18 protein-coding genes are annotated in these 23,268 nt (G+C 65.8%); 6 read left to right on the forward strand and 12 right to left on the reverse strand.

All coding sequences use genetic code 11. The features are described from left to right. Nucleotides 1–260: 260 nt before the first annotated feature. The 10 genes from ACQR1F_RS03865 to ACQR1F_RS03910 all read right to left on the reverse strand — a co-directional run bounded on the left by ACQR1F_RS03865 (nt 261) and on the right by ACQR1F_RS03910 (nt 15,233). Entirely contained in the window at nt 261–4,172 is a 3,912-nt protein-coding gene (locus ACQR1F_RS03865; protein WP_434912547.1) for an autotransporter outer membrane beta-barrel domain-containing protein, read from the reverse strand. 580 nt (nt 4,173–4,752) lie between these two features. Next, complete coding sequence (locus ACQR1F_RS03870) at nt 4,753–4,914, reverse strand: hypothetical protein (protein ID WP_315803563.1); 162 nt, start codon at nt 4,912–4,914, stop codon at nt 4,753–4,755. Nucleotides 4,915–5,081: 167 nt separating this feature from the next. Next, nucleotides 5,082–6,272, reverse strand: a complete 1,191-nt coding sequence (locus ACQR1F_RS03875) for a CaiB/BaiF CoA transferase family protein (RefSeq protein ID WP_434885674.1) — start codon at nt 6,270–6,272, stop codon at nt 5,082–5,084. Between the two features lie 135 nt (nt 6,273–6,407). Beyond that, entirely contained in the window at nt 6,408–7,628 is a 1,221-nt protein-coding gene (locus tag ACQR1F_RS03880; RefSeq protein ID WP_434912548.1) for a phenylacetate--CoA ligase family protein, read from the reverse strand. Nucleotides 7,629–7,754: 126 nt separating this feature from the next. After that, nucleotides 7,755–8,594 carry an ABC transporter ATP-binding protein gene (locus ACQR1F_RS03885; protein ID WP_434912549.1) on the reverse strand — a complete coding sequence of 280 codons (840 nt, stop codon included), beginning with the start codon at nt 8,592–8,594 and terminating at the stop codon, nt 7,755–7,757. A gap of 164 nt (nt 8,595–8,758) precedes the next feature. After that, entirely contained in the window at nt 8,759–10,045 is a 1,287-nt protein-coding gene (locus tag ACQR1F_RS03890; protein ID WP_315803559.1) for an ABC transporter substrate-binding protein, read from the reverse strand. A 58-nt stretch (nt 10,046–10,103) separates the two neighbouring features. Next, on the reverse strand, nt 10,104–11,177 hold the full coding sequence (locus ACQR1F_RS03895) for a branched-chain amino acid ABC transporter permease (RefSeq protein WP_315803558.1): 1,074 nt from the start codon (nt 11,175–11,177) through the stop codon (nt 10,104–10,106). A gap of 3 nt (nt 11,178–11,180) precedes the next feature. Further along, nucleotides 11,181–12,074 (reverse strand): branched-chain amino acid ABC transporter permease, encoded by an 894-nt coding sequence (locus tag ACQR1F_RS03900; protein WP_315803557.1) that lies wholly within the window; start codon nt 12,072–12,074, stop codon nt 11,181–11,183. Nucleotides 12,075–12,483: 409 nt separating this feature from the next. Continuing rightward, the gene (locus ACQR1F_RS03905; protein ID WP_316180086.1) at nt 12,484–14,415 is read right to left on the reverse strand and encodes a long-chain fatty acid--CoA ligase; all 1,932 of its coding nucleotides are present in this window, start codon (nt 14,413–14,415) and stop codon (nt 12,484–12,486) included. Continuing rightward, nucleotides 14,412–15,233: an ABC transporter ATP-binding protein gene (locus ACQR1F_RS03910; protein WP_434899529.1), complete on the reverse strand. Its 822-nt coding sequence runs from the start codon at nt 15,231–15,233 to the stop codon at nt 14,412–14,414. The genes ACQR1F_RS03905 and ACQR1F_RS03910 overlap by 4 nt, the downstream gene beginning before the upstream one ends. A 323-nt stretch (nt 15,234–15,556) precedes the next feature. Between ACQR1F_RS03910 and ACQR1F_RS03915 the strand changes: the two genes are divergently transcribed. From ACQR1F_RS03915 to fcl, 3 genes are all read left to right on the forward strand, one after another. Next, on the forward strand, nt 15,557–16,231 hold the full coding sequence (locus tag ACQR1F_RS03915; protein ID WP_315803554.1) for a Crp/Fnr family transcriptional regulator: 675 nt from the start codon (nt 15,557–15,559) through the stop codon (nt 16,229–16,231). Nucleotides 16,232–16,391: 160 nt separating this feature from the next. Then, on the forward strand, nt 16,392–17,447 hold the full coding sequence (gmd, locus tag ACQR1F_RS03920; RefSeq protein ID WP_409997946.1) for a GDP-mannose 4,6-dehydratase: 1,056 nt from the start codon (nt 16,392–16,394) through the stop codon (nt 17,445–17,447). Next, a complete protein-coding gene (gene fcl / locus ACQR1F_RS03925; RefSeq protein WP_316216907.1) occupies nt 17,431–18,384 on the forward strand; it encodes a GDP-L-fucose synthase in 954 nt (317 codons plus the stop codon). Before gmd ends, fcl begins: the two co-directional genes overlap by 17 nt. Before the next feature lie 128 nt (nt 18,385–18,512). Here the strand turns inward: fcl and ACQR1F_RS03930 are convergent, their stop codons facing one another. Further along, nucleotides 18,513–19,355 carry a uroporphyrinogen-III synthase gene (locus tag ACQR1F_RS03930; protein ID WP_434912550.1) on the reverse strand — a complete coding sequence of 281 codons (843 nt, stop codon included), beginning with the start codon at nt 19,353–19,355 and terminating at the stop codon, nt 18,513–18,515. A gap of 156 nt (nt 19,356–19,511) precedes the next feature. Here ACQR1F_RS03930 and purU point away from each other — a divergent pair, with 156 nt between their 5' ends. Next, nucleotides 19,512–20,375, forward strand: a complete 864-nt coding sequence (gene purU / locus ACQR1F_RS03935) for a formyltetrahydrofolate deformylase (RefSeq protein ID WP_315803550.1) — start codon at nt 19,512–19,514, stop codon at nt 20,373–20,375. 11 nt (nt 20,376–20,386) lie between these two features. Here purU and ACQR1F_RS03940 read toward each other — a convergent pair whose 3' ends face one another. Further along, nucleotides 20,387–20,686 (reverse strand): hypothetical protein, encoded by a 300-nt coding sequence (locus tag ACQR1F_RS03940; protein WP_315803549.1) that lies wholly within the window; start codon nt 20,684–20,686, stop codon nt 20,387–20,389. A 284-nt stretch (nt 20,687–20,970) separates the two neighbouring features. On the opposite strand from ACQR1F_RS03940, the gene ACQR1F_RS03945 reads away from it, so the two are divergent. Both ACQR1F_RS03945 and ACQR1F_RS03950 read left to right on the forward strand, forming a co-directional pair. Next, nucleotides 20,971–22,152, forward strand: a complete 1,182-nt coding sequence (locus ACQR1F_RS03945) for an ABC transporter substrate-binding protein (protein WP_315803548.1) — start codon at nt 20,971–20,973, stop codon at nt 22,150–22,152. Nucleotides 22,153–22,391: 239 nt separating this feature from the next. Further along, nucleotides 22,392–23,261 (forward strand): branched-chain amino acid ABC transporter permease, encoded by an 870-nt coding sequence (locus tag ACQR1F_RS03950; protein WP_315712905.1) that lies wholly within the window; start codon nt 22,392–22,394, stop codon nt 23,259–23,261. Nucleotides 23,262–23,268: the final 7 nt, after the last annotated feature.

Here is a 23,268-nt window from a genome sequence, read left to right on the forward strand (position 1 = left end):
GGCCGCGACGTATTGGGCCTCATAATTCGAGACGCGCCGCGCTCGACCGTTGCCATTTTCGTTGGTCTGGGCGCGGCGCTCCTCACCATGACGGGCTAGGGACCGAGCGGCCGCCTTACACGAGGCCATGAACACGCCGACCGCGTATTCATGGAGAGGATCTTGATCGCGCCGCGGATTCAGACCTCGTCCTGAGGAGCCCGCCCCTTGGCGGGCGTCTCGAAGGACGGGCGCGGGAGAGGTGAGCGCCGCGCCAGCTCTCACCACGCGTAGCGCACGGTCCCTTTGCCTGCATAGGAGCGCGTGACGTTCGAGAGCTCGCTCTCCAATGTGGCCATTGCGCTCCAGCCGTTCAGCCAATTCATCTCGATCGATGTGGTCGCTAGCGCGGAATCGCGCGCCTGCGCTGCGCCGTTCACGACGAAGCTCGCGCCCGGCAGCGTCTGGAAGGTCGCGGCGACTGAACGATCGGGATTGAAGTCGTGCGCCCAGGCGAGTCGGCCGCGCAAGGTGAGAGTGCCATCGCTCAAGGCATAGGACTTGTCAGTCCGCAGGCCGAGCTCAGTGCGCGTATCAGCGACCGTCTTGCCGTTGTAGCTCAGCGCGAACGTCGAGGCCCCGGCGACGGCTTGCTCGACGTAACCGGGCAGCCGCAGGCTCGTGACCTGCGCCGCTGCGTACGGCGTCAATCCGATGCCGCCGACCGGCGCAAGGAAGCGGGTGCCGCCCTCGATGCGGCCGGTCCAGGCGTGGGCCTGATAGGTCGCGCGCAGCCGGTCGGCGCCGGCGATGGTGACGGCACGGTCGGTGGTGACGTCCTGCCAGCCATAGGCCAGGGCGGCTCTGAGATAGCTCGGTCCGATATGATGATGCAGATAGGCGCCGGCCTGGAACAGGTCAGAACGGCCTGAGCCGAGGCCGTTGACGCTGAAGTTGGTGCCGCCGCCGCCGAGAGCGAAGCCTGCAATGGTCTGCGGCGCGATCCGGTAATCGGCGCCGACAGCGGTGCCGGCGATGCGGCTGGTGGTGTCGCTGGAGCCGACGCCCACATTGCCGCTGGTCGATTGTGAGCCACCGAAGCCGGCCGCCCATATATTCCAGCGCTGCGCGAAGTCCGCCGGCCTGTCCTCGGTCAGCATCGCAAAGGCATCGGTGCGCTTGCGCGTCGGGTCCGCATAGCTGCTCGCGCTGCCACTGCCGGTACCGCCGCCAGCACGCTGTGCGAAGGGATCGGTCAGCAGTCCCGCGAACTGGCTCATCGCGTTGAACGTCGTCTGCTGGCTTCCCGTCGCGCTCTCACCGGACGCCTGTGTGAGCCCGGCTTGATTCATCTTGCCGAACACGACCGGAATGTCGCCGCTGCGATCGAAGAAGGCCGAGAGCGTATCGCCGACCGCCTTCTGATTGCCGTTGAGTCCGCCAGGCAGGGCGAAGGCGAGGATCAGGTCGAGATAGACGTTGTTGGCATCGTAGCTCAGGCTGGTCTTGAAGCCGGAGGGCAGGTTGGTCTTCACCACCGAGCCGAAGCTGCCCGTAATGCCGCCGCTCGTCGTCAGAATGGTGTAGCGCTTGTCGACATAGCCGCCGGCGTCGAACTCGGCCTTGACGGTCGCGCCGCCGAGCGTGGCCGATCCGGTGACGCTGGCGAACGAGGCCGTCGTCGGATCGATCTGCACCAGATAGAACGCGCCGGACTGGAAGGCGAGGTTGCCGACGATGGTCATCGACGACCCCGCGGTGCCGTTGCCGGGCGCCAGCGTGCCGCCATCGTTGATGCCGACGGTCATGGGTGGATCAACCAGGCCCGCGCCCATCAGCGTGCCGCCGGCGTTGACGGTCACACCGGACGTGTTGGTGATCGCGCCCTCGACGTCGAGCACGCCGCCGTTGATGGTGGTCGCACCGGTGTAGCTGCTGGCGCCGGTGAGAGTCATCCGGCCGCTGCCGGCCTTGGTGAAACCGCCGCTGCCGGAGATCGTGCCTGAGAAGGTCGTATTGCCATCGTTGCCGCCCGCCGTCAGCGTCGCCGCGCCGAGCAGGACGCTTCCGTTCCCCGCCAGCGAGCCGATGCTCTGATCGAAGCCGTTGAGATCGAGCGTCGCACCCGGCGCGATCATGAACGCGCTGGCCGAGGCGAGCACGCCGGAGGCGCCGGCCTGCAAGGTGCCGGCGCCGATCGTGGTCGCGCCGGTGTAGCTGGTCGGCCCGTCGAACCGCATCGTGCCGGTGCCGACCTTGGTGAAGCCGCCGCTGCCGGAGATCGTGCCGGTGTAGCTCGTGCTGGCGTTGTCGCCGCCTGACGTCAGCGTGCCCGCGCCGAGCAGCACGGCGCCGCCGCCCGTCAGCGAGGCGATCGTCTGATTGAAGCCGTTGAGATCGAGAGTGCCGCCATTGTCGACCTCGATGGAGCTTGAGGGGGCGAAGGCGCCGGCCGCGCCGGCGCGCAGCGTGCCGCCATCGACGATGGTCGCCCCGGTGTAGGTGTTGGTGCCGCCGAGTGTGAGCACGCCCGGGCCGCTCTTGACGAAGGTGCCACTGCCCGAGATCGTGCCCGAGAACACGGTGGCGCCGCCATTGTCGCCGATCGCCAGCGACCCGTTGGTTCCGAGGAGGACGCTGCCGCTGCCGCCAAGTCCGCCGATGGTCTGGCCCGTGCCATCGATGTCGAGCGTCGCACCGCTCGCGATCATGTAGCTGCTGGCGACCGAGAGAACGCCGGACGCACCGGTCCGCAGGGTGCCGCCGCTGATGACGGTGTCGCCGGCAAAAGTGGTCGTCCCGGTCAGCGTCAGGGTGCCCGCGCCGAGCTTGGTCAGTCCGCCGCTGCCGGTGATCGTGCCGCTGAGCGTGGCGTTGTTGCCGTTGGTGTCGAAGCTGCCGCCGCCGGCATTGAGCGTGATGTTGCGGCTGGAGCTGAAGCCCGCGAGATATTGCAACGTGCCGCCGCCGAACGAGAGCCCGCCGGAGGCCGCGCCGAGGCTGGCGTCGGAGGAGACCGCGAGCGCACCCTGGTTGATGGCCCAGGACGTGACGGCGGTCGTGGTGCCGGTCAACGTCCAGGTGCTCGTGCCGGTCTTCACGAAGCTCGAGAAGCCTTGATACTGCGCCGAGGCGCCGATCGTGGACGCGTCGAAGGTGCCGTTCACAGCGCCGCCGAGCCGGAAGGTGTCGCTGCCGGTGCCGACCACGTTGCCGTTGATGATCGAGCTCGCCCAGATCTCCAGCGTGTTGCTGCCGCCGGTGAAGGTGATTGCGTTGGCGCTGGTCACGGCGACGCCGCCGGTATTGAACCCGGCCGAGATCGTGCCGCTGTTGATGATGGTGAGATTGGCGCCGGTGACGCCGGCCCCGGCCGGACGGTAGTCGCCGTCGTTCGCATTTGGGCCAACGCCCTTGTTTCCTGAAGCGCCACCGCTGATGCTCCCGGAGTTGATCAAGGTTCCACCGGCTGCGAAGACCGCGCCTGCACCGCCATTGCCGCCATCGCCACCGGCGTGGAATTGGATGCTGTTGGCGGTGTTGCCGCCATCGCCGCCTACGCCACCGAAAATCCCGCCAGAATTGACCAGGATACTGGTGCCGGTCAGATAGACGCCGTAACCACCATCGCCGCCGTCGCCTCCACGACCAGTGCCGTTGGCGACGCCGCCGGGACCGCCGCCACCAGCAGTGATCACCCCAACGTTCGTGTACGTCAGGCCGCTGCCATCCACGACCACCCCGTAGCCGCCCGCTCCACCGCCGCCGGCTCCGAAGCTGAGGCTGGTCGAGCCGCCCCGTCCGCCATTGCCGCCGGTTACGGTTGTCGAATTGACGTCGTTCGTGATGACCACCGCGCCATGAGCGCCACCACCGCCACCGCCGCCGCCGGTGCTCCCGCTGCCGCTTTCGCCGGCATGTCCCCGCTCGCCCGCGCCGATGCCGCCTTGGCCCCCCAGGGTCTGGCCCGTGCTGTCACCTCCGCCGTTGCCGCCGTTCACACCCGCGCCGCCGCCGCCGCCTCCTTGCGCAATGTTGGCTCCGGCACCGCCATCGCCGCCCGAACCAGTGGCCGAACTCGTGCCGCCATTCCCAGTCGCTGCGCCGCCGTCGCCGCCACTCGTCGCCTGGGCGAGGACTGGGCTGGCGAGCATGACGGTGAGTAGCGCTGTCGTCGCTGCCAGCCAACGCAACTGAGTACGTCGGAGTGAATCGGCCGATGTCTCGTTCTTCAATCTGCCTGGGATCAGCACTTCAGCCCTTCGCGCGACTCGATATCAGGCCGGTGCCGATCGACGGACGCAGGCCGTCGTCCAAAGCACGCAAATTTGCGGGGGCGGGAATTGTGACTTTTTGGGTGAATTGAGCGGCATTGCAGATCGTAATCGGACTGTGGCACCGCCGACACGTTTACGAGAGGCCGGATCGGCAGCGACGGACCGTTGTTCGAATCGCTTCCGCGCTTCTCCAGAGGTTGTGTCTTTGCGATGACAGTATTTTAGGCAGCACAGTGGTAGGCTTCATTCATGGGCAGACGTCGTGCTGCTCACGCGCGGTGCCTGATCTTTGGTCATCGCGCCCTGATGTTTCCTCCCGAGACGATCACCTTGCCCGGCGCGTGCGTCGGGCTTTTTTTTGCATTCGGTGGATCAGGGTTCGCAGCTCATCCCGTCACCCTCGAAAGGAAAAAGCCTCCGTCCGGCTTTTCGGAACGAAGGCTTCGAGCAAAGGTGATGTAGGTCAGCGAGGACGCGAACCCGAGGCAGGTCAGCCTCAGTTGGCCTTCTCCGCGACCGGCATGTGGTACCAGTCGGACTCGTTGTCCAGCATCGTCTCATCGAAGGGCAGCGCGCCGTCGTGATTCAGAGCGGCGGCGTTGACGTCGCGGACGATATCCATCGCCGACAGAAACTCGTTCAATTCCGATGCGCTCATGACCCGCTACTCCTCAAGCCCGCGGGCCCCGGGGGTCCGCGATCAACTGATGAGAAGAGGTTAACGCGGTCTCGCTCTGGCCTCAATCCCGCCCAGGTCGAAGTTCCAACGTGGTGACATCTGGGCCACAGCGGCGGGATGCCGCAGCTTGGTCATATTGCACTTGCTCACACGACGCGATGCAGCCGGAGATCGGCGATCTCGCCGTCGGTGAAGCCGAATTCCGAAAGGATCTCCTCGGTCTGCTCGCCGAATTCCGGCGGCCGCGCCGCCATCCGGCTCGGCGTGCGCGACAAGGTGAAGGGCTGCGCCACCAGCGTGATGTCACGGCCGTCGTCGCTGGCGACCTGCTGAGCCATCCCGAGATGCTTCACTTGCGGATCCTCGAACATCTGATCGATCGCGTAAATCGGGCCGCAGGGCACGCCGGCGGCGTTGAGCTCGGCAACCCATTGCTCGCTCGTCTTTGCCAGCGTGCGCGCGTTGATCTCGGCGTTGAGCGCGTCGCGGTTCTTCGAGCGCGCCGGCGCGGTCGCGTAGTCCGGATTGTCGATCCATTCGGGCGCGCCGAGCGTCTGGCACAGCCGCTCCCAGATCCGCCCGCCGGTCGCGGCGATGTTGATGTAGCCGTCGGAGGTCTTGAACACGCCGGTGGGGATGCTGGTCGGATGGTTGTTGCCGGCCTGAGGCGCGACGTCCTTCTCCATCAGCCAGCGCGCGGCCTGGAAGTCGAGCATGAAGATCTGCGCCTGCAACAGCGAGGTCTGGACCCACTGGCCCTCGCCGGAGACCTCGCGCTCGAGCAGCGCGGTGAGGATGCCCATCGCGCAGGACAGGCCCGCGGAGAGATCGGCGATCGGGATGCCCGCGCGCATCGGCCCCTCGCCGGGCGCGCCGGTGATCGACATCAGCCCGCCCATTCCTTGCGCGATCTGATCGAAGCCGGGCCGCTTGGCATAGGGGCCGTCCTGGCCGAAGCCGGAGATGCTGCCATAGACGATGCGCGGATTGACCTTGCGCACCGCCTCGTAGTCGATGCCGAGCTTGGTCTTCACGTCGGGCCGATAGTTCTCGATGACCACGTCGGCCTGCTTCGCCAGCCGCATGAACACGTCGACGCCCTTGGGGTCCTTCAGGTTGAGCGTCATCGCGCGCTTGTTGCGGTGCAGGTTCTGGAAGTCGGAACCGCGGCGCGGGCCGCCGAGCGCCTCGCCGCCGTCCTCCATCATGGCGTCGATCTTGATGACGTTGGCGCCCCAGTCGGCGAACTGCCGCGCGCAGGTCGGGCCGGCGCGGACCCGCGTCAGATCGAGCACGGTGAAGCGGGACAGGGCTTTGGACGCGCGCGGAAAGGCCATGCGGACGAACTCCGAGAGACGGGACATGGCTGTATAGGAGAGCGCGCGGGAGGCGACAATTGCGTGCGGGCGGTGCGGGCCGCCCAGCTCATGCCGCTGGTGCAGGGCTTCCCGTTACGGGAACATCGCGCCGTCTCACCGCTCGTCTGCGATCACCTTGCCGTCGTTGGGCAGCGCGCCTGGCGCGACCAGCTCGATGCCGCCGCCGAGCTTGGTGATGTTGCGCAGGCTGGCTGAGAGCGCGTCCTGCAGGCCATCTGACGGCGAGGCGCATTCCGCCTTCAGCGTCATCGCGTCGGTCTCGCCGGCACGGGTCACGACCAGCCTGAGGCGGCCGAGCTCCGGGTGGCGCTTGCCGATCTCGGCGACCTGCTCGGGGCGCACGAACATGCCCTTGATCTTGGTGGTCTGGTCGGCGCGGCCCATCCAGCCCTTGATGCGCATGTTGGTGCGGCCGCAGGCGCTGAGGCCGGGCAGGGCGGCGGTGAGGTCGCCGAGCGCGAGGCGAATCCAGGGATGGTGGGGATCGAGCGAGGTCACGACGATCTCGCCGACATCGCCTGGCGCCACCGGATCGCCGGTGCCGGGGCGGACGATCTCGAAGATCAGGTCCTCGTTGACGACCATGCCGTCGCGCGCTGCGGTCTCATAGGCGATGATGCCGAGATCGGCGGTGCCGAACGCCTGATAGGCATCGATGCCGCGCGCCTTGATTTCGGCCTGCAGCGACGGCGGGAACGCCGCGCCCGACACCAGCGCGCGCTTGAGCGAGGAGACGTCGCGGCCAGCGCTGGCGGCGCCGTCGAGCAGGATCTTGAGGAAGTCGGGCGTGCCGCTGTAGCCGATCGGGCGATAGGCCTCGATCAGCTCGAACTGCGCCTCGGTGTTCCCTGGTCCCGCCGGAATGACAGCGCAACCGAGCGCGCGCGCCGAGGCATCGAAGATGAAGCCGCCCGGCGTCAGATGATAGCTGAAGGTGTTGAGCACGACGTCGCCACTGCGCAAGCCCGACGCGAACAGCGCGCGGGCGCCGCGCCAGGGATCGTTGTGCGCTGCCTCCGGCTCGAAGATCGGACCGGGCGAGGTGAACAGGCGCGAGAACGCGCCGGGCGCCTGCGCGACGAAGCCGCCAAATGGCGGCGCCGCCCTGTGCAGCGCCGGCAGCTCCGATTTGCGCAGCACCGGCAGCTGCGCAAGCGCGGCGCGGGTCGTGATGTCCCGGGGATCAATGCCCTGCAGCAGCGCGGCATACGCGGGCGCCGCGATCGCCGCGCGCAGCACGTCGGGCAGGCGGCCGAACAGCTCCTGCTCGCGGGCTGCGGGATCACGGGTTTCGAGGGCGTCGTAGTGGGGCATCGTACCCAGTCCTTGAATCTTGCGATCGTCATGCCCGGGCTTGTCCCGGGCATCCACGTCGTTCGTCGTTGCGGCTCACGCGTGGATGGCCGGGTCAAGCCCGGCCATGACGAGGAGAGAGTTCGGCTACAGCCACCGCTTCCGCCGCTTGAAGCTCTTCAGGTTCTTGAAGCTCTTGCGCTGGTCGCCGGCGCCGCCGAGGTAGAATTCCTTGACGTCCTCGTTGTCGCGCAAGCTCTCGGCGGTGCCGTCGAGCACCACCTTTCCCTGCTCCATGATGTAGCCGTGGCTGGCCACCGACAGCGCCGCGCGCGCGTTCTGCTCGACGAGGAGGATGGTGACGCCGAGATCCCTGTTGATGTCCTTGATGATCGCGAACACTTCCTTGACCAATAGCGGCGACAGTCCCATCGACGGCTCGTCCATCAGGATCATCTTCGGCCGCGCCATCAGCGCGCGCCCGATCGCCAGCATCTGCTGCTCGCCGCCGGAGAGATAGCCGGCGAAGCCGGTGCGCTCCTTCAGCCGCGGGAAATAGTTGAACACCATCTCGATGTCGCTTGCGACCTCGCGATCGGATCGCGTGAAGGCGCCGAGCTTGAGGTTCTCCAGCGACGTCATGTCGGAGACGATGCGGCGCCCCTCCATGACCTGGAAGATGCCGCGGCGAACGATCTTCTCCGGATCGATGCCGTCGATGCGCGCGCCGTCGAACATGATCTCGCCGCGCGTGACCTCGCCGTCCTCGGTCTTCAACAGGCCGGAGATCGCCTTCAGCGTCGTCGACTTGCCGGCGCCGTTGGCGCCGAGCAGCGCGACGATCGCGCCCTTGGGCACATCGAGGCTGAGCCCGCGCAGCACCAGGATGACGTCGTCATAGACGACCTCGATGTTGCGGACGGAGAGCAGGGGGGCTGCTGTCGCGCTGGCTGCGCCGGTTCGCGGAGTGTCGAGTGTTTCGGTCATTGTGGCTGTCCACCGCTGTCGTCCCCCGCGCAGGCGGGGGACCCAGTATTCCAGAGACGCCGATGCTTGATCGATGAGCCGCGGCGTACTGGATCCCCGCTTTCGCGGGGATGACGATCGTGTGTGGGGCGACTGCTGAGTTCACTCAACCGTCGCCGATCAACTTACCAACCAGCCCATTCCGCCTTGCGCGGCAGCTCGATGGTCTTGACCTTCTCGAGCTTGATCACGCCCTTGGCCATGAGGTCGTTGAGGTCGCCATCGGTCGGACCCGTCACGCGGGCGCGATAGAGGTCGACCTTCATGGTGCCGCGGTGGTCCTTGTCCGTCCAGGTCGACGGGCTGCAGACGCCCTCCATCCCGGCCGGCACCCAATCTTTCTTCTGATAGAAGCCCTTGGCAACGTTCTCGCCGGTGGCACCGCCGTTCTTCGCAGCCCACTCGATCGCCTCCTTCATGTAGAGCGAGGAGCAGACCGCGGCGACGTAGTGCACCGGGCGGTAGACCTTGCCGGTCGGGTCGGACATCTTCGAGATCTCCTGCACCGTCTTCATGCCCGGCGCATCGCCACCCCAGGCCACCGAGGTGCGCAGCGGGAAGATCACGCCGTCGGCGGCAGCGCCCGCGGTCTTGGCGGCGTTCTCGTCCATGCCCCAGACGTTGGACAGGAACTGCACGTCGACGCCGGCATTCTTGCAGGCCTTCATCACCGAGATGTTGGAAGCCGCGGTGTTGCCGAGATAGGCGTAGTTGGCGCCGGAGCTCTTCAGGCTCAGGCACTGGGCGCTGTAGTCGCCGGGCGCCAGCGCGAACACCAGCGGCGGCAGCACCTCGAAGCCGAGCTCGGTGGCGAGCGCCTCGCCGGCCGCCTTCGGCGCGTTGGGGTAGGGGTGGTTGGCGCCCATGTGGACGAATTTCGGCTTGCCCGGCTTGCCCTTGGCCTTCCAGTCCTCGGCCGCCCAGGTCAGCTCGGCGCGCAGCGCATCCGAGTAGCTCGGGCCGTAGAAGAAGTTGTACGGCGCCGGCTTCGCCTTGCCGCTGGTGCCTTCCGGATCGGTCAGCGCGGCAGCGTAGGAGCCGGACATGTCCGGGATCTTGTCGTTGGCGAGGAAGCCGGTCAGCGCCTCGGTGTCGGCGGTGCCCCAGCCCATGATCGCCGCGACCTTGTTGTCCGGTGCCGACCACTTCTTGTACAACGCGATCGCGCGCGGCACCTGGTAGCCATAATCGTTGCTGTCGACTGCGAGCTGCTTGCCGCCGATGCCGCCGTTCTTGTTGACCCAGGCGAAGGTGTCCGCGACGCCCTGGCCGTAGGGCGTGCCGACGTCGGACGTGCCGCCTGAGAGATCCTGCAGATGGCCGATCGCGATCTGCTGCGCCTGCGCCGACGGGGCGAATGCGCCCGCCAAGAGCGCCAGTGCCGCCGAGCCGAGCCATGATTTGATCGTCATAGTGCTTCCTCCTGTGGTGGGTTCGGGCCGGATTGCCGCCGGTCCCTGTTGGTTGGAATCAATGTGAGAACGGATAGAGCTTCCAATAGGTCTTGATCTGGCGCCAGCGATGCGCGAGCCCGTCGGGCTCGAACATCAGGAAGCCGATGATGATCAGGCCGATCGCGATCTCGCGCAGAAAGGTGATGTTGTTGTTGAGCGCGAGCGCCTTGTCGATCGCGCCGCCCTTGAGGAGATGGCTGAGCCACTCCATCGATTCCGGCAGCAGAACGACGAAGGCGGTCCCCATCAGCGTGCCCATGATCGAACCGGTGCCGCCGATGATGATCATCGCAAGGAACAGGATCGAGCGCTCGATGCCGAAACCTTCCTGCGAGATCACCAGCTGGTAGTGCGCATAGAGGGCGCCTGCAATGCCGGCGAAGAACGCGGCGAGGCCGAACGACAGCGTGCGATATTTGGTCAGGTTGATGCCCATGATCTCGGCCGAGAGATAATGGTCGCGGATCGCGATCAGCGCCCGGCCGTCGCGGGTGCGCATCAGGTTGGTGACCAGGAGATAGCAGACCAGCACGTAAGCGAGCACGACGTAGAAATATTGCCGGTCGCCGCGCAGCGTGTAGCCCAGAATCGAGAACGGATTGGCCGAAGCCGGCACCGAGCCGCCGGAGAACCATTCGGCCCGGGAGAAGAAGTCGAGCAGGATGTATTGCGCAGCGAGGGTGGCGATGACGAGATAGAGCCCCTTCAGCCGCGCCGCCGGAAGGCCGAAGACCAGACCAACGAGGGCCGTGATCACGCCGGCGAGCGGGATCGCGAAGAACACCGGGATGGCATAGGCGTTGTTGATGTAGGCCGAGGTGAAGGCGCCGAGCAGGAAGAAGCCGGCCTGGCCGATCGAGATCTGGCCGGTGAAGCCGACGAGGATGTTCAGCCCGAGGGCCGCGATCGCGAAGATGCCGATCTGGATCGAAACCGACAGCCAGTATTCGGAGAACACCTGCGGCGCGAAGCACAGCAGGATGACACCGGCGATCGCGAAATTGCGGCTGGTCCTGGTCGGGAAGATCGTGGTGTCGGCCGCGTAGGAGGTGCGGAAGTCACCGGCGGGTATCGTGGAACGTGCGACCATGGTTCAGATCCGCTCGATGTCTTTGGTGCCGAACAGGCCGTAGGGCTTGATCATCAGGATGATGATCAGGACGTAGAACGGCGCGATCTCGTACAGATTGCCCCAGTGCAGATACTGGCTGTCGACATATTGCGCGATATTCTCCAGGAGGCCGATGATGATGCCGCCGAGCACGGCACCGCCGACCGAGTCGAGGCCTCCGAGGATCGCCGCCGGAAACACCTTGATGCCGTAGGCCGACAATCCCGAGGACACGCCGTTGACGACGGCGACGACCACGCCGGCCACGGCGGACACGGTCGCCGAGATCGCCCAGGCCATCGCGAACACGCTCTTGACGGAGATGCCGAGCGATTGCGCGACCTGCTGGTTGAAGGCGGTGGCGCGCATCGCGAGGCCATATTTGGAGGCCTTGAAGAACCAGGCCATGCCGAGCATCATCAGCAGCGACACGACGAGGCTCATGACGTAGACCGTCTGGATCTGCAGTCCGAACAGGTCGACGGACGTGCTTGCGAACACTGGCGGGAACGGCTGCGGATTGACGCCAAACATCCATTTCAGCGCCGCCTGGAACACGGTCGACAGGCCGATCGTGACCATGATGACGGAGATGATGGGCTCGCCGATCATCGGCCGGAGGATCACAACCTGGATCGCGATGCCGAACGCGAACATGAAGACCAGCGTCAGCGGCATGCCGACCCAGAACGGCACCTGATATTTCGTCAGCAATGCCCAGCACACCCAGGCGCCGATCAGGAGCAGCTCGCCCTGCGCGAAATTGACGACCTGGGTCGCCTTGTAGATGAGCACGAACGACATCGCGACCACGCCATAGAGCGTTCCGACGACGAGGCCGTTGACCAGGAGCTGGATGAGGAAGGCGGTGTTCATGATCGTTCTCGCTCGTCATCGCCGGGCTTGACCCGGCGATCCAGCGTTTTCGGAAGAGGATGGCTGCGCGGGTCAAGCCCGCGCATGACGATTGGGTGTGCCGAGCCGGCGTGGCTCTTACCCTCTCCCCTTGTGGGAGAGGGTGGCTGCGCGCAGCGCAGCCGGGTGAGGGGCTCTCTCCGCGGGCGAGCGAGAGGAGAGGGACCCCTCACCCGACCGCGTTTGCGTTGACCGGCCGAGATGCCCTCTCCCACAAGGGGAGAGGGCGCAGTCATGCGCAGTAACCTTCGCTGCGGCTCAAGCCGCTGCTCGTCATCGCCGGGCTCGACCCGGCGATCCATCGCTCTCGCAAGAAGATGGATGCGCGGGTCAAGCCCGCGCAGGATGACCGAATATGACGATAAGCACATCACTCTGCGGCCTCCGCCATGGGGCCGTGGCTGTCCAGGTCCACCACCTTCAGCGTGGTGCGGATGCGCTGGGTGGTGCCGTCCTGGAAGCGGATGACCGTGTCGACGGGGATCGCCGGCTTGCCGCCATAGATGCCGTCGATGATATCGGCGTACTTCTCGTTGATGACGCTGCGGCGCACCTTGCGCGTACGTGTGAGCTCGCCGTCGTCGGCATCGAGTTCCTTGTACAGCAGCAGGAAGCGGGAGATGCGCTGCGCCGGCGGCAGGTGGGCATTGACGGTCTCGACCTCCTTCTGCAGCAGCGCATAGACCTCGTTGCGCGAGGCGAGATCGGAATAGGTGGTGAAAGCGATGCGGTTCTTCTCGGCCCATTTCGAGATGATCGAATAGCGGATGCAGATCATCGCGGCGAGGTGCTCGCGGCCGGCGCCGAGCACGACGGCCTCGGCGATATAGGGTGAGAACTTCAGCTTGTTCTCGATATATTGCGGTGAGAAGCGCTCGCCGCGCGCGGTCTCGGCGAGGTCCTTGATGCGGTCGATGACGACGAGCTGCTTCGCGTCGTTGAAATAGCCGGCGTCGCCCGAATGCATCCAGCCGTCCTTGACGTCGGCGGTCGAGGCTTCCGGGGCCTTGTAGTAGCCCAGGAACATGTTCGGGTGGCGTACCAGGATCTCGCCGATGCCCTGGCTGTCGGGCTGGTCGATCCTGATCTCGATGTCGTCAGCCATCGGCACGCCGGTCGTGTCGGGATCGACCTTGTCGTCCGGATGCAGCGTGTAGGCCCCGAGCAGCTCGGTCTGGCCGTAGAGCGTGCGCAGCGGTACGCCCATGGCGCGGAAGAACTTGAACGTATCGGGCCCGAGCGCGGCACCGCCGGTGGCAGCCGAGCGCAGCCGGGTGAAGCCGAGCCGGTCGCGCAGCGCACGGAACAGCAGCATGTCGGCAAGGCTCGAATGCTGGCCCTTTTCCAGCGCCGCAAGGCCGGTCGACATGCCCAGATGGTAGAGCCGTTGCTTCAGCGGCGAGGCGTCCATGACGGCGGCACGGACGTCGGCCGCGATCTGCTCCCACACCCTTGGTGCAAACAGTACGAAGGTCGGCGCGATCTCGCGGAAGTCGTTCATCATCGTGTCGGGCTCTTCGACGAAGTTGACCTTCATCCGGCAGAGCAGTCCTTTGCCGAGCACGTAGACCTGTTCCATGATCCAGGGCAGCGGCAGCACCGAAACGTATTCGTCCTCCGGCCCCTTCGGATCGAACGCGAGATAGGTCGCGCAGTGCTTGAGCACGCGCGCGGCCGACAGCATCGCGAGCTTCGGATGCGAGGTCGTGCCCGAGGTGGTGCAGAGAATGGCGACGTCGTCGCCGACGGTCGCATCGACCATGCGGTCGTACAGATCCGGCTCGCGCGCCGCCCGATTGCGGCCGAGCTCAGCGAGCTTGTCCGCCGGCATCAGCCTGGGATCGTCATACTTCCGCATGCCGCGCGGATCGGAATAGACGATATGCTTGAGCGCCGGCACGCGCTCGGCGAGGTTGAGCAGCTTGTCGACCTGCTCCTCATCCTCGGCGAACACCAACCGAGCCTCGCCGTAATTGAGCAGGTAGGCGGCCTCGTCGTCGAGCACATCGCGATAGAGCCCGAGGCTGTAGCCTCGGATCGCATGCGTTGCGATCTCCGCCGCGACCCAGTCGGGCCGGTTGTCGCCGATGATTCCGATCACGGCATCCTTGCCGAGCCCAAGCTCGACCATGCCGAGCGTGAAATCGCGCACGCGCGCCTGGTAGTCGGCCCAGGTGAAGGTGCGCCACAGCCCGAGATCCTTTTCGCGCAGCGCGATCTCCGTCCCGTGCTCTTTCGCGTTCAGCCGTAGCAGCTTCGGATAGGTGTCGGCCTGCCGGACGCGACCCGCATAGTCCATCATGCCGCGTCCTCCGCGATGGACGGCGCCTCGTCGGGATCGACCAGCAGTTCGTCCTCCTCGCCGAGATAGGCGCGCTTGACGTGGGGATCGGCGAGCACCGCGGCCGGGTCGCCCTCGGCGATCTTGCGGCCGAAATCCAGCACCATGACGCGGTGGGAAATGTCCATCACCACGCCCATGTCGTGCTCAATCATCACGACGGTCATGCCGTATTCCTCGTTGAGGTCGACGATGTAGCGCGCCATGTCCTCCTTCTCCTCGAAGTTCATGCCGGCCATCGGCTCGTCGAGGAGAATGAGATGTGGCTCCAGCGCCATGGCGCGGGCGAGCTCGACGCGCTTGCGCAGGCCATAGGAGAGCGTGCCGGCCGGCGCCTTGCGCACCGACTGCAGGTCGAGGAAGTCGATGATCTGCTCGACCTTCTCGCGGTGCTTCAGCTCCTCGCGCCGCGCGCCGGTGAGCCAATACAGAGAGCCGGTGAGGAAGTTGTTCTTCAAGAGGTGATGGCGCCCGACCATGATGTTGTCGAGCACGCTCATGTGGTGGAAGAGGGCGAGGTTCTGGAAGGTGCGGCCGATGCCGATATTGGCGCGCGCGCTCGGCGGCAGGCCGGTGATGTCGCGGCCGCGATGGAGCAGGCGGCCCTCGGTCGGCTTGTAGCGGCCGGAGATGCAGTTGACGATCGAGGTCTTGCCGGCACCGTTCGGGCCGATGATCGAGAACAACTCGCCCTCGCGCACGCCGAAGCTGACGTCGGTCAGGGCCCGCACCCCACCGAAACGCAGCGACACTCCGCGCGCTTCCAACGTATAGTCCAAGTCGTCCTCCCGAATTGTCTTGGGCGCTTGGCGCGCTCTTCAAGGCATCGTGTCGCGCGACGTTGAGCTCGTCGCGTCGGCTGCAATCCTATCCCGGGCATCGGGTCCGCGCCATCCGACGAATGACGGGCCACCCGGGCGGGCGCATTTTGCCGCATCTCGGATGCACCTCATCGGAGGCGCGAGTCGAGAGCAGTGGCCCTCGATAGGGGAAAGCGCTATCAGGAACTGTCTTGCGCCTGACATTTCCCAGGCTAAATTCACCGCTGGATTGTTGCGATGCAATATGGCTGCCGCGAGCTTCGACGAGACGAGATGACGGCTTGATCTCTCCCGATACCCTTCTGCGCATCGCGCCCTGGTCCCGCCATTTGAAGCCCGAGGAAATCGACACGGCCGCGGCCGGCGTCGTCGAGCGGTCGTTTGCGGCCAACGAACACATCTTCGTCCGCGGCGACCAATTCGACTACTGGACCGGGATCGTCACGGGTCTGGCGCGCATGAGCACGGTGTCGCGCGGTGGCAAGGCGACGACATTCGCCGGCATGTCGGCCGGCGCCTGGTTCGGCGAGGGCAGCGTGCTGAAGAACGAGCCGCGCCGCTATGACGTCGTGGCGCTGCGCGATACGCGCGTCGCGCTGATGGAGCGGCCGACCTTCATGTGGCTGTTCGAGAACAGCGTCGGCTTCAATCGCTTCCTCGTCACCCAGCTCAACGAGCGGCTCGGCCAGTTCATCGGCCTGGTCGAGGTCGGCCGCACGCTGGATGCGACGGCACGGCTCGCCCGCAGCATCGCTTCACTGTTCAATCCGATCCTCTACCCGAATACGACCCGCCACCTGGAGATCACCCAGGAGGAGATCGGCGCGCTGTCGGGCCTGTCCCGGCAGAACGCCAATCAATGCCTCAAGACGCTGGAGCGCGAAGGCCTGCTGCGCGTCGAATATGGCGGGGTGACCGTGCTCGATCTCGACCGGCTGCGCTGCTACGGGGACTAGATCCCGCCTTGCGTCGCGCCGATACGGGATTGATCCAACGCCTTGTTTTCCGTCGAGCTTGACCGGCGGCTTCGGCTGTGGACTGCTCGCCGGGAACTTCGGCCCGAGGGGGCGCGACGGTGTTGGAGTGAGTATGGCGGGGAAGGATTGCAGCGGCCGCGTGGCCCTGATCACGGGCGTCACGGGCCAGGACGGCGCCTATCTGGCCGAATATCTGCTCGGCCTTGGCTACACTGTGCACGGCATCAAGCGGCGGTCATCGTCCTTCAATACCGCGCGGGTGGATCATCTCTACCAGGATCCGCACGAAGGCAACGTCCCGTTCCTGCTGCATTACGGCGACATGACCGATTCCACCAACCTGATCCGGCTGGTGCAGCAGATCCGCCCCGACGAGATCTACAATCTCGCGGCCCAGAGCCATGTCGGCGTCAGCTTCGAGAGTCCGGAATACACGGCCAATGCCGACGCGCTCGGGGTTCTGCGCTTGTTGGAAGCCATTCGCATTCTCGGCATGGAGAAGCAGACGCGGTTCTACCAGGCCTCGACCTCGGAGCTGTACGGCCTGGTGCAGGAGATCCCGCAGCGGGAGACGACACCGTTCTATCCGCGCTCGCCCTATGGCTGCGCCAAGCTGTACGGCTACTGGATCACGGTGAACTATCGCGAGGCCTATGGGATGTTCGCCTGCAACGGCATCCTGTTCAACCACGAGAGCCCGATCCGTGGCGAGACCTTCGTGACCCGCAAGATCACCCGCGGCGTCGCCCGCATCGAGACCGGCCTGGAGGAGACGATCTATCTCGGCAATCTCGAGGCCAAGCGCGACTGGGGCCATGCGCGCGATTATGTCGAGGGCATGCACCGTATCCTGCAGGCCGATACGCCTGACGATTTCGTGCTGGCGACCGGCGAGACCCATTCGGTGCGCGAGCTGGTCGAGCTCGCCTTCGCCGAGGTCGATCGCCGCATCGAATGGCGCGGCGAGGGGGTCGAGGAGACCGGGATCGACGCGAGATCCGGCAAGGCGGTGGTGCGGATCGACCCGACCTATTTCCGCCCGACCGAGGTCGACCTCCTGATCGGCGATTGCAGCAAGGCGCGCGACAAGCTCGGATGGAAACCAAGGACGAGCTTCGCCCAACTGGTCAAGGAGATGGTCGCCAGCGATCTGTGCGCCGCACGGCGGGAGGCGAGCAGTGGCCACGCCATTTGATCTCCGCGGCAAGCGTGTCTTCGTCGCCGGCCATCGCGGCATGGTCGGCAGCGCGCTGGTGCGGCGGTTGGCGAGCGAAGGCGTCGAACTGCTGACGGTGCCGCGCAGCGAGGTCGATCTGCGCGACCAGGCGGCGGTGTTCTCATGGTTTGCGCGCGCCCGGCCGCAGGCCGTTTTCCTCGCCGCGGCGAAGGTCGGCGGCATCGTCGCCAACAACACGCTGCGTGCCGAGTTCATCTACGAGAACATCGCCATCGCCACCAACGTCATCCACGCCGCGCATGTGAACGGCGCCGAGAAGCTGATGTTTCTCGGGTCCTCCTGCATCTATCCCAAGCTCGCCCCCCAGCCGTTGCGCGAGGATTCGATGCTGACCGGGCCGCTGGAGCCGACCAACGAGCCCTACGCGATCGCCAAGATCGCCGGCATCAAGATGGTCGAGGCCTATCGCAGCCAGTATGGCGCCGATTTCATCAACGTGATGCCGACCAATCTCTATGGTCCCGGCGACAACTACCATCCCGAGTACAGCCACGTCGTTGCGGCGCTGATCCGCCGCTTCCATGAGGCGAGGCTCGCCGATGCGCCGGAGGTGGTGGTCTGGGGCACGGGGACGCCGCGGCGCGAATTCCTCTATGTCGACGACATGGCGGATGCCTGCGTGTACCTGATGAAGACCTATTCGGAGGCGGGGCTGGTCAACATCGGCACCGGCGAGGACATCACGATTGCCGATTTCGCCCGTGTGGTTGCGGCGACGGTCGGCTATCAGGGACGGATCAGCTTCGATCCCTCACGCCCCGATGGCACGCCGCGCAAGCTGCTCGACATCTCGCGGCTGGCAAAGCTTGGCTGGCGCGCGACGACGTCGCTGAAGGAAGGCATCGCGTGCGCGTATCAAGCGTTTCTTCAGGAGACGGGGCAGGCCGCCCCCTAACCCTCCGCTGTCGTCCCGGCGAACGCCGGGACCCATACCGCGGACGCTATCTGGGAACGGGGCTGGTAGTTGCCTGCCTCATCGCGATCGGTGGCTATAGGTCCGGGGTCAAGCCCGGGACGACACTGTTAGTAACGCGCCGCTGGCGGCACTTTCACACCCAGCGCCTTGGCCATCGCCGAGATCAGCGGCTTCATGAAATAGGCCTCGCCCGCCGGTGTGATCGACGGCGTCAGCCCATGCGCAGCCAGCTCCTCCGTCACCACAGGCCCGACGGAGGCGATCTGCGTGCGTGCCAGTCCCTCGCGCAGGCGTGCCTCGACGCCGTGCGCCCTGGCGACGTCGAACAGCCGCCGCGGCTGGCCGGAACTCGTCAGCGCGATCGCGTCGACCTTGCCGGCGATCATCTCGTCGATCGCGGTGAGGATGTTCGCGTCCGCCGCCTTGGCATCATAGACATAGGGCAGCACGGGATCGACCTCGGCGCCGCCAGCCTTGATCGCGCCGATCAGCGCCGAATGATCCTTGTCGGGATAAAGCTGCAGGCCGAGCCGATGGCCCGCGAGGTCGTAGCCTGCCAGCAGTTCGGCCACGCCTTCCGAGGTCGGCTTCTCCGTGGTGACCTGCGCCTCCAGGCCCAGCTCGCGCAAGGCGCGCCCCGGCTTGGGGCCGCGGGTGAAGGTCCGGGCCTTGCCGATCGCGGCGATGAACTCGGCCTCGACGCCGATCCGGCGCGCCACCGTCATCAGCCGCCTGAGCCCCTCGCCGGTCATCAGCACGAGATCGTCGAACGGCCGTTCGTTACAGCGGCGAATCCAGGCCTCCATCGGCGCCGGGTCCGGCGCATCCTCGATCGTGAACATCGGACATTGCAGCACGTCGGCGCCCTGCTCGGCGAGCAGCCGCGAGAACTGCGCCTCCTCGCGGGTTTCCAGGATCAGGATGCGATTGCCGGTCAGCCTGTCAGCCATGACGATGCTCGAAGTTTGAGAGTTGATGTTTTGTTCATCCTGCCCACGGGCCGAGCGTTGGCGCAAGCGCGCGGAGGGTGATAGAGCAGGGCCCGAACGGGCGACAAGCCTGCCGCATCATTCACCCCTTCGTCATCCGCCCGGTAACGTCACGCCATGTCCGACCACCAATATGTCCTGACTCTGTCCTGCCCGGATCGTCCCGGGATCGTCTCGGCCGTCTCCACCTTCCTCGCCCATAACGGCCAGAATATTCTCGACGCCCAGCAGTTCGGCGACTTCGAGACGGGTCATTTCTTCATGCGCGTGGTGTTCACGGCGGCCGACCTCGCGGTCAACCTGCCGGCGCTGCAGACCGGATTCGCCGCGATTGCCGAACGCTTTGCGATGGACTGGCAGATGCGCGACCGCGCCGGGCAGCGCCGGGTGATGCTGCTGGTGTCCAAGTTTGACCATTGCCTGGTCGACATCCTCTATCGCTGGCGGACCCGCGACCTCGCGATGATCCCGACCGCGATCGTCTCCAACCATCCGCGCGAGACCTATGCCGGGCTCGATTTCGGCGACATTCCGTTCCACCACATGCCCGTCACCAAGGACACCAAGCGCGACCAGGAGCAGGCGATCCTGAAGCTGGTCGAGGAAACCGAGACCGATCTCGTCGTGCTCGCGCGCTACATGCAGATCCTGTCGGACGAGATGTCAGCGAGCCTGTCCGGCCGCTGCATCAACATCCATCATTCGTTCCTGCCGGGCTTCAAGGGCGCGAAACCCTACCACCAGGCCTATGAGCGCGGCGTCAAGCTGATCGGCGCTACCGCCCATTACGTCACCCGCGATCTCGACGAGGGCCCGATCATCGACCAGGACGTCGAGCGAATCAGCCATCGCGACACCCCCGACGATCTCGTGCGCAAGGGCCGCGACATCGAGCGGCGCGTGCTGGCGCGGGCGATCCGCTATCACCTCGAGGACCGCGTCATCCTCAACGGCCGCAAGACCGTCGTCTTCATGGATTGATGTCGCCGCCGTCAGCGGCCGGGGGCGGTCGCCTGCGCGTTGGCGTTCGACTGCGTCTGCTTGTCGCGTTCGGCGGCCGGCAACTGCCGCTGCCGCTCGCGCTCCTGCATGAACCGGTCGTATTCGGGGGTGCCCGGCCGGGGTGGCGCGTCGGCCGGCAGGCCGCCGGCCCATTGCGGCATCAGATCGCCCATCCCTGCGCCGACCTTCTCATTGATCGACGAGCAGCCGGCGAGGATCGGCCCGGCCGCGGCCAGAAGCATCATCGCGGCCGGAAAGAGCCTGGTCCGGTGGGGGCGTCTGGCCGGCATTGACGGGGGACCTTTCGTGCTGCGGGCGACCCGCGGCCCGGACCCTAACGACTTGCCATCAATTGGTAAAATTTGGCCGTTCGATGGTTTGGGTATTAATATACCAATCACGGATCGGTGGTCCGTTGCGGAAACCTACCGTTCACGAAGCCTCCCATGATCGCCATTGACAACGGGGTCCCAAGTCCGCAGCGATGCGCCCGCGATATCGTGAACGAGATCGCACGGTTAAGACAACAATGGCCGGGGGCTGCGGTCCTGATCCGACCAGGGAGGTAGTTTCAATGTTCGTGCGAAACAAGACACTGACGCTCGCCGCCAGTGCGGCGCTCGCCGCGGCTGCGCTCGCGTCCGGTGCGGCGCGGGCCGAAGACGTGTTCAAGATCGGCCTGATCGTGCCGATGACCGGCGGCCAGGCGTCGACCGGCAAGCAGATCGACAATGCCATCAAGCTCTACATGCAGCAGAACGGCGACACCGTCGCCGGCAAGAAGATCCAGGTCATCCTCAAGGACGACGCGGCGCTGCCCGACAACACCAAGCGTCTGGCGCAGGAGCTGATCGTCAACGACAAGGTCAATGTGATCGCCGGCTTCGGCGTGACACCGGCGGCCTTCGCCGCCGCGCCGCTTGCCACCCAGGGCAAGATCCCGGAAGTCGTAATGGCGGCCGGCACCTCCATCATCACCGAGAAGTCGCCCTACATCGTCCGCACCAGCTTCACGCTGCCGCAGTCCTCGACGATCATCGGCGACTGGGCGGTCAAGAACGGCATCAAGAAGGTCGCCACGCTGACCTCGGACTACGCGCCGGGCAACGACGCGCTGGCCTCGTTCAAGGAGCATTTCACCGCCGGCGGCGGCGAGATCGTCGAGGAAATCAAGGTTCCGCTGGCGAACCCCGACTTCGCTCCGTTCCTGCAGCGCATGAAGGACGCCAAGCCGGACGCCATGTTCGTGTTCGTGCCGGCCGGCCAGGGCGGCAACTTCATGAAACAATATGCCGAGCGCGGCCTCGACAAGAGCGGCATCAAGGTGATCGGACCGGGTGACGTCACCGACGACGACCTGCTCAACGACATGGGCGACGCCGTGCTCGGCGCCGTCACCGCGCACATCTATTCGGCGGCGCATCCGTCGGCGAAGAACAAGGAGTTCGTCGCGGCCTACAAGAAGGCGTTCAACAGCCGTCCGGGCTTCATGGCGGTCGGCGGTTACGACGGCATCCATCTGATCTACGAGGCGCTGAAGAAGACCGGTGGCAAGACCGACGGCGATTCCCTGCTTGCTGCGATGAAGGGCATGGCCTGGGAGAGCCCACGCGGTCCCATCTCGATCGATCCGGAGACGCGCGACATCGTTCAGAACGTCTACATCCGCAAGGTCGAGAAGGTCGACGGCGAGCTCTACAACGTCGAGTTCCAGACCTTCGAGGCCGTCAAGGATCCGGGCAAGGCCAAGAAGTGACGCGATAGGCGTCATCTCGAGCGCGCACGAACGGTGCGCTCCCTCCCCCGCGTGCGGGGGAGGGCTGGGGTGGGGGTACCCCACGGCACACGCGTCGTGTGGAGAGATGTCCCCCACCCGGATCACATCGTTCAGATGCGATCCGACCTCCCCCCGCAGGCGGGGGAGGCGCAGACCGAGCAAGCATTGAATGCATGCCCTTCGGATGAAGGGATGACCGGGGACTGAAACTAGACTCCATGACCGCCATCCTCACCAACCTCTTCGACGGCGTCGCCTACGGCATGCTGCTGTTCGTGCTGGCCTGCGGGCTCGCCGTGACGCTCGGCCTGATGAACTTCGTCAACCTCGCCCATGGCGCCTTCGCCATGGCCGGCGGCTACGTCTGCGCCGTGCTCGTCAACCGGATGGGATGGCCGTTCTTCGCGGCGCTGCCGCTGGCCTTCGTCGCGAGCGCCATGATCGGCGCGCTGCTGGAGCGGACGCTCTATCAGCATCTCTATGCGCGCAGCCATCTCGACCAGGTGCTGTTCTCGATCGGGCTCGTCTTCATGACGGTGGCCGCGGTCGACTACATCATGGGCTCCTCGCGAATCTTCATCAATCTGCCCGACGTGCTGCAGGGCCAGTTCGACGTCTTCGGCGTTGGCATCGGCCGCTATCGGCTGATGATCATCGTCATCTGCGGGCTGCTCACGGTGGGGCTGCAGCTGGTGCTCTCCAAGACGCGGTTCGGCAGCCGGCTGCGTGCCGCCGTCGATGATCCGCGCGCGGCGAGCGGCCTCGGCATCAACGTGCCGCAGGTGTTCGCCTTCACCTTCGCGTTCGGCTGCGGGCTCGCCGGCCTGGGCGGCGCGCTCAGCGCCGAGATCCTCGGCCTCGATCCATACTTCCCGCTGAAGTTCATGATCTACTTCCTGATCGTGGTCACCGTGGGCGGCTCGTCGTCGATCACCGGCCCGTTCCTCGCCTCGCTGCTGCTCGGCATCGGCGACGTCGCCGGCAAATATTATGTGCCGAAGCTCGGCCCCTTCGTCATCTACACCATCATGATCGTGATCCTGATCTGGCGTCCGAACGGCCTGTTCGGCCGCACGGCGACGCGGTGAGGATCGC

It is taken from the genome of Bradyrhizobium sp. HKCCYLS3013, assembly GCF_051167615.1.
Lineage (GTDB): Bacteria > Pseudomonadota > Alphaproteobacteria > Rhizobiales > Xanthobacteraceae > Bradyrhizobium.

What these genes read in the sequence shown, in the direction of transcription:
- ACQR1F_RS03900 (WP_315803557.1), bottom strand. Translation starts at nt 12,074, where the DNA reads ATGAACACCGCCTTCCTCATCCAGCTCCTGGTCAACGGCCTCGTCGTC.
- ACQR1F_RS03905 (WP_316180086.1), bottom strand. Translation starts at nt 14,415, where the DNA reads ATGATGGACTATGCGGGTCGCGTCCGGCAGGCCGACACCTATCCGAAG.
- ACQR1F_RS03870 (WP_315803563.1), bottom strand. Translation starts at nt 4,914, where the DNA reads ATGAGCGCATCGGAATTGAACGAGTTTCTGTCGGCGATGGATATCGTC.
- ACQR1F_RS03875 (WP_434885674.1), bottom strand. Translation starts at nt 6,272, where the DNA reads ATGGCCTTTCCGCGCGCGTCCAAAGCCCTGTCCCGCTTCACCGTGCTC.
- ACQR1F_RS03950 (WP_315712905.1), top strand. Translation starts at nt 22,392, where the DNA reads ATGACCGCCATCCTCACCAACCTCTTCGACGGCGTCGCCTACGGCATG.
- ACQR1F_RS03945 (WP_315803548.1), top strand. Translation starts at nt 20,971, where the DNA reads ATGTTCGTGCGAAACAAGACACTGACGCTCGCCGCCAGTGCGGCGCTC.
- ACQR1F_RS03895 (WP_315803558.1), bottom strand. Translation starts at nt 11,177, where the DNA reads ATGGTCGCACGTTCCACGATACCCGCCGGTGACTTCCGCACCTCCTAC.
- ACQR1F_RS03880 (WP_434912548.1), bottom strand. Translation starts at nt 7,628, where the DNA reads ATGCCCCACTACGACGCCCTCGAAACCCGTGATCCCGCAGCCCGCGAG.
- ACQR1F_RS03890 (WP_315803559.1), bottom strand. Translation starts at nt 10,045, where the DNA reads ATGACGATCAAATCATGGCTCGGCTCGGCGGCACTGGCGCTCTTGGCG.
- ACQR1F_RS03940 (WP_315803549.1), bottom strand. Translation starts at nt 20,686, where the DNA reads ATGCCGGCCAGACGCCCCCACCGGACCAGGCTCTTTCCGGCCGCGATG.
- ACQR1F_RS03885 (WP_434912549.1), bottom strand. Translation starts at nt 8,594, where the DNA reads ATGACCGAAACACTCGACACTCCGCGAACCGGCGCAGCCAGCGCGACA.
- ACQR1F_RS03930 (WP_434912550.1), bottom strand. Translation starts at nt 19,355, where the DNA reads ATGGCTGACAGGCTGACCGGCAATCGCATCCTGATCCTGGAAACCCGC.
- purU (WP_315803550.1), top strand. Translation starts at nt 19,512, where the DNA reads ATGTCCGACCACCAATATGTCCTGACTCTGTCCTGCCCGGATCGTCCC.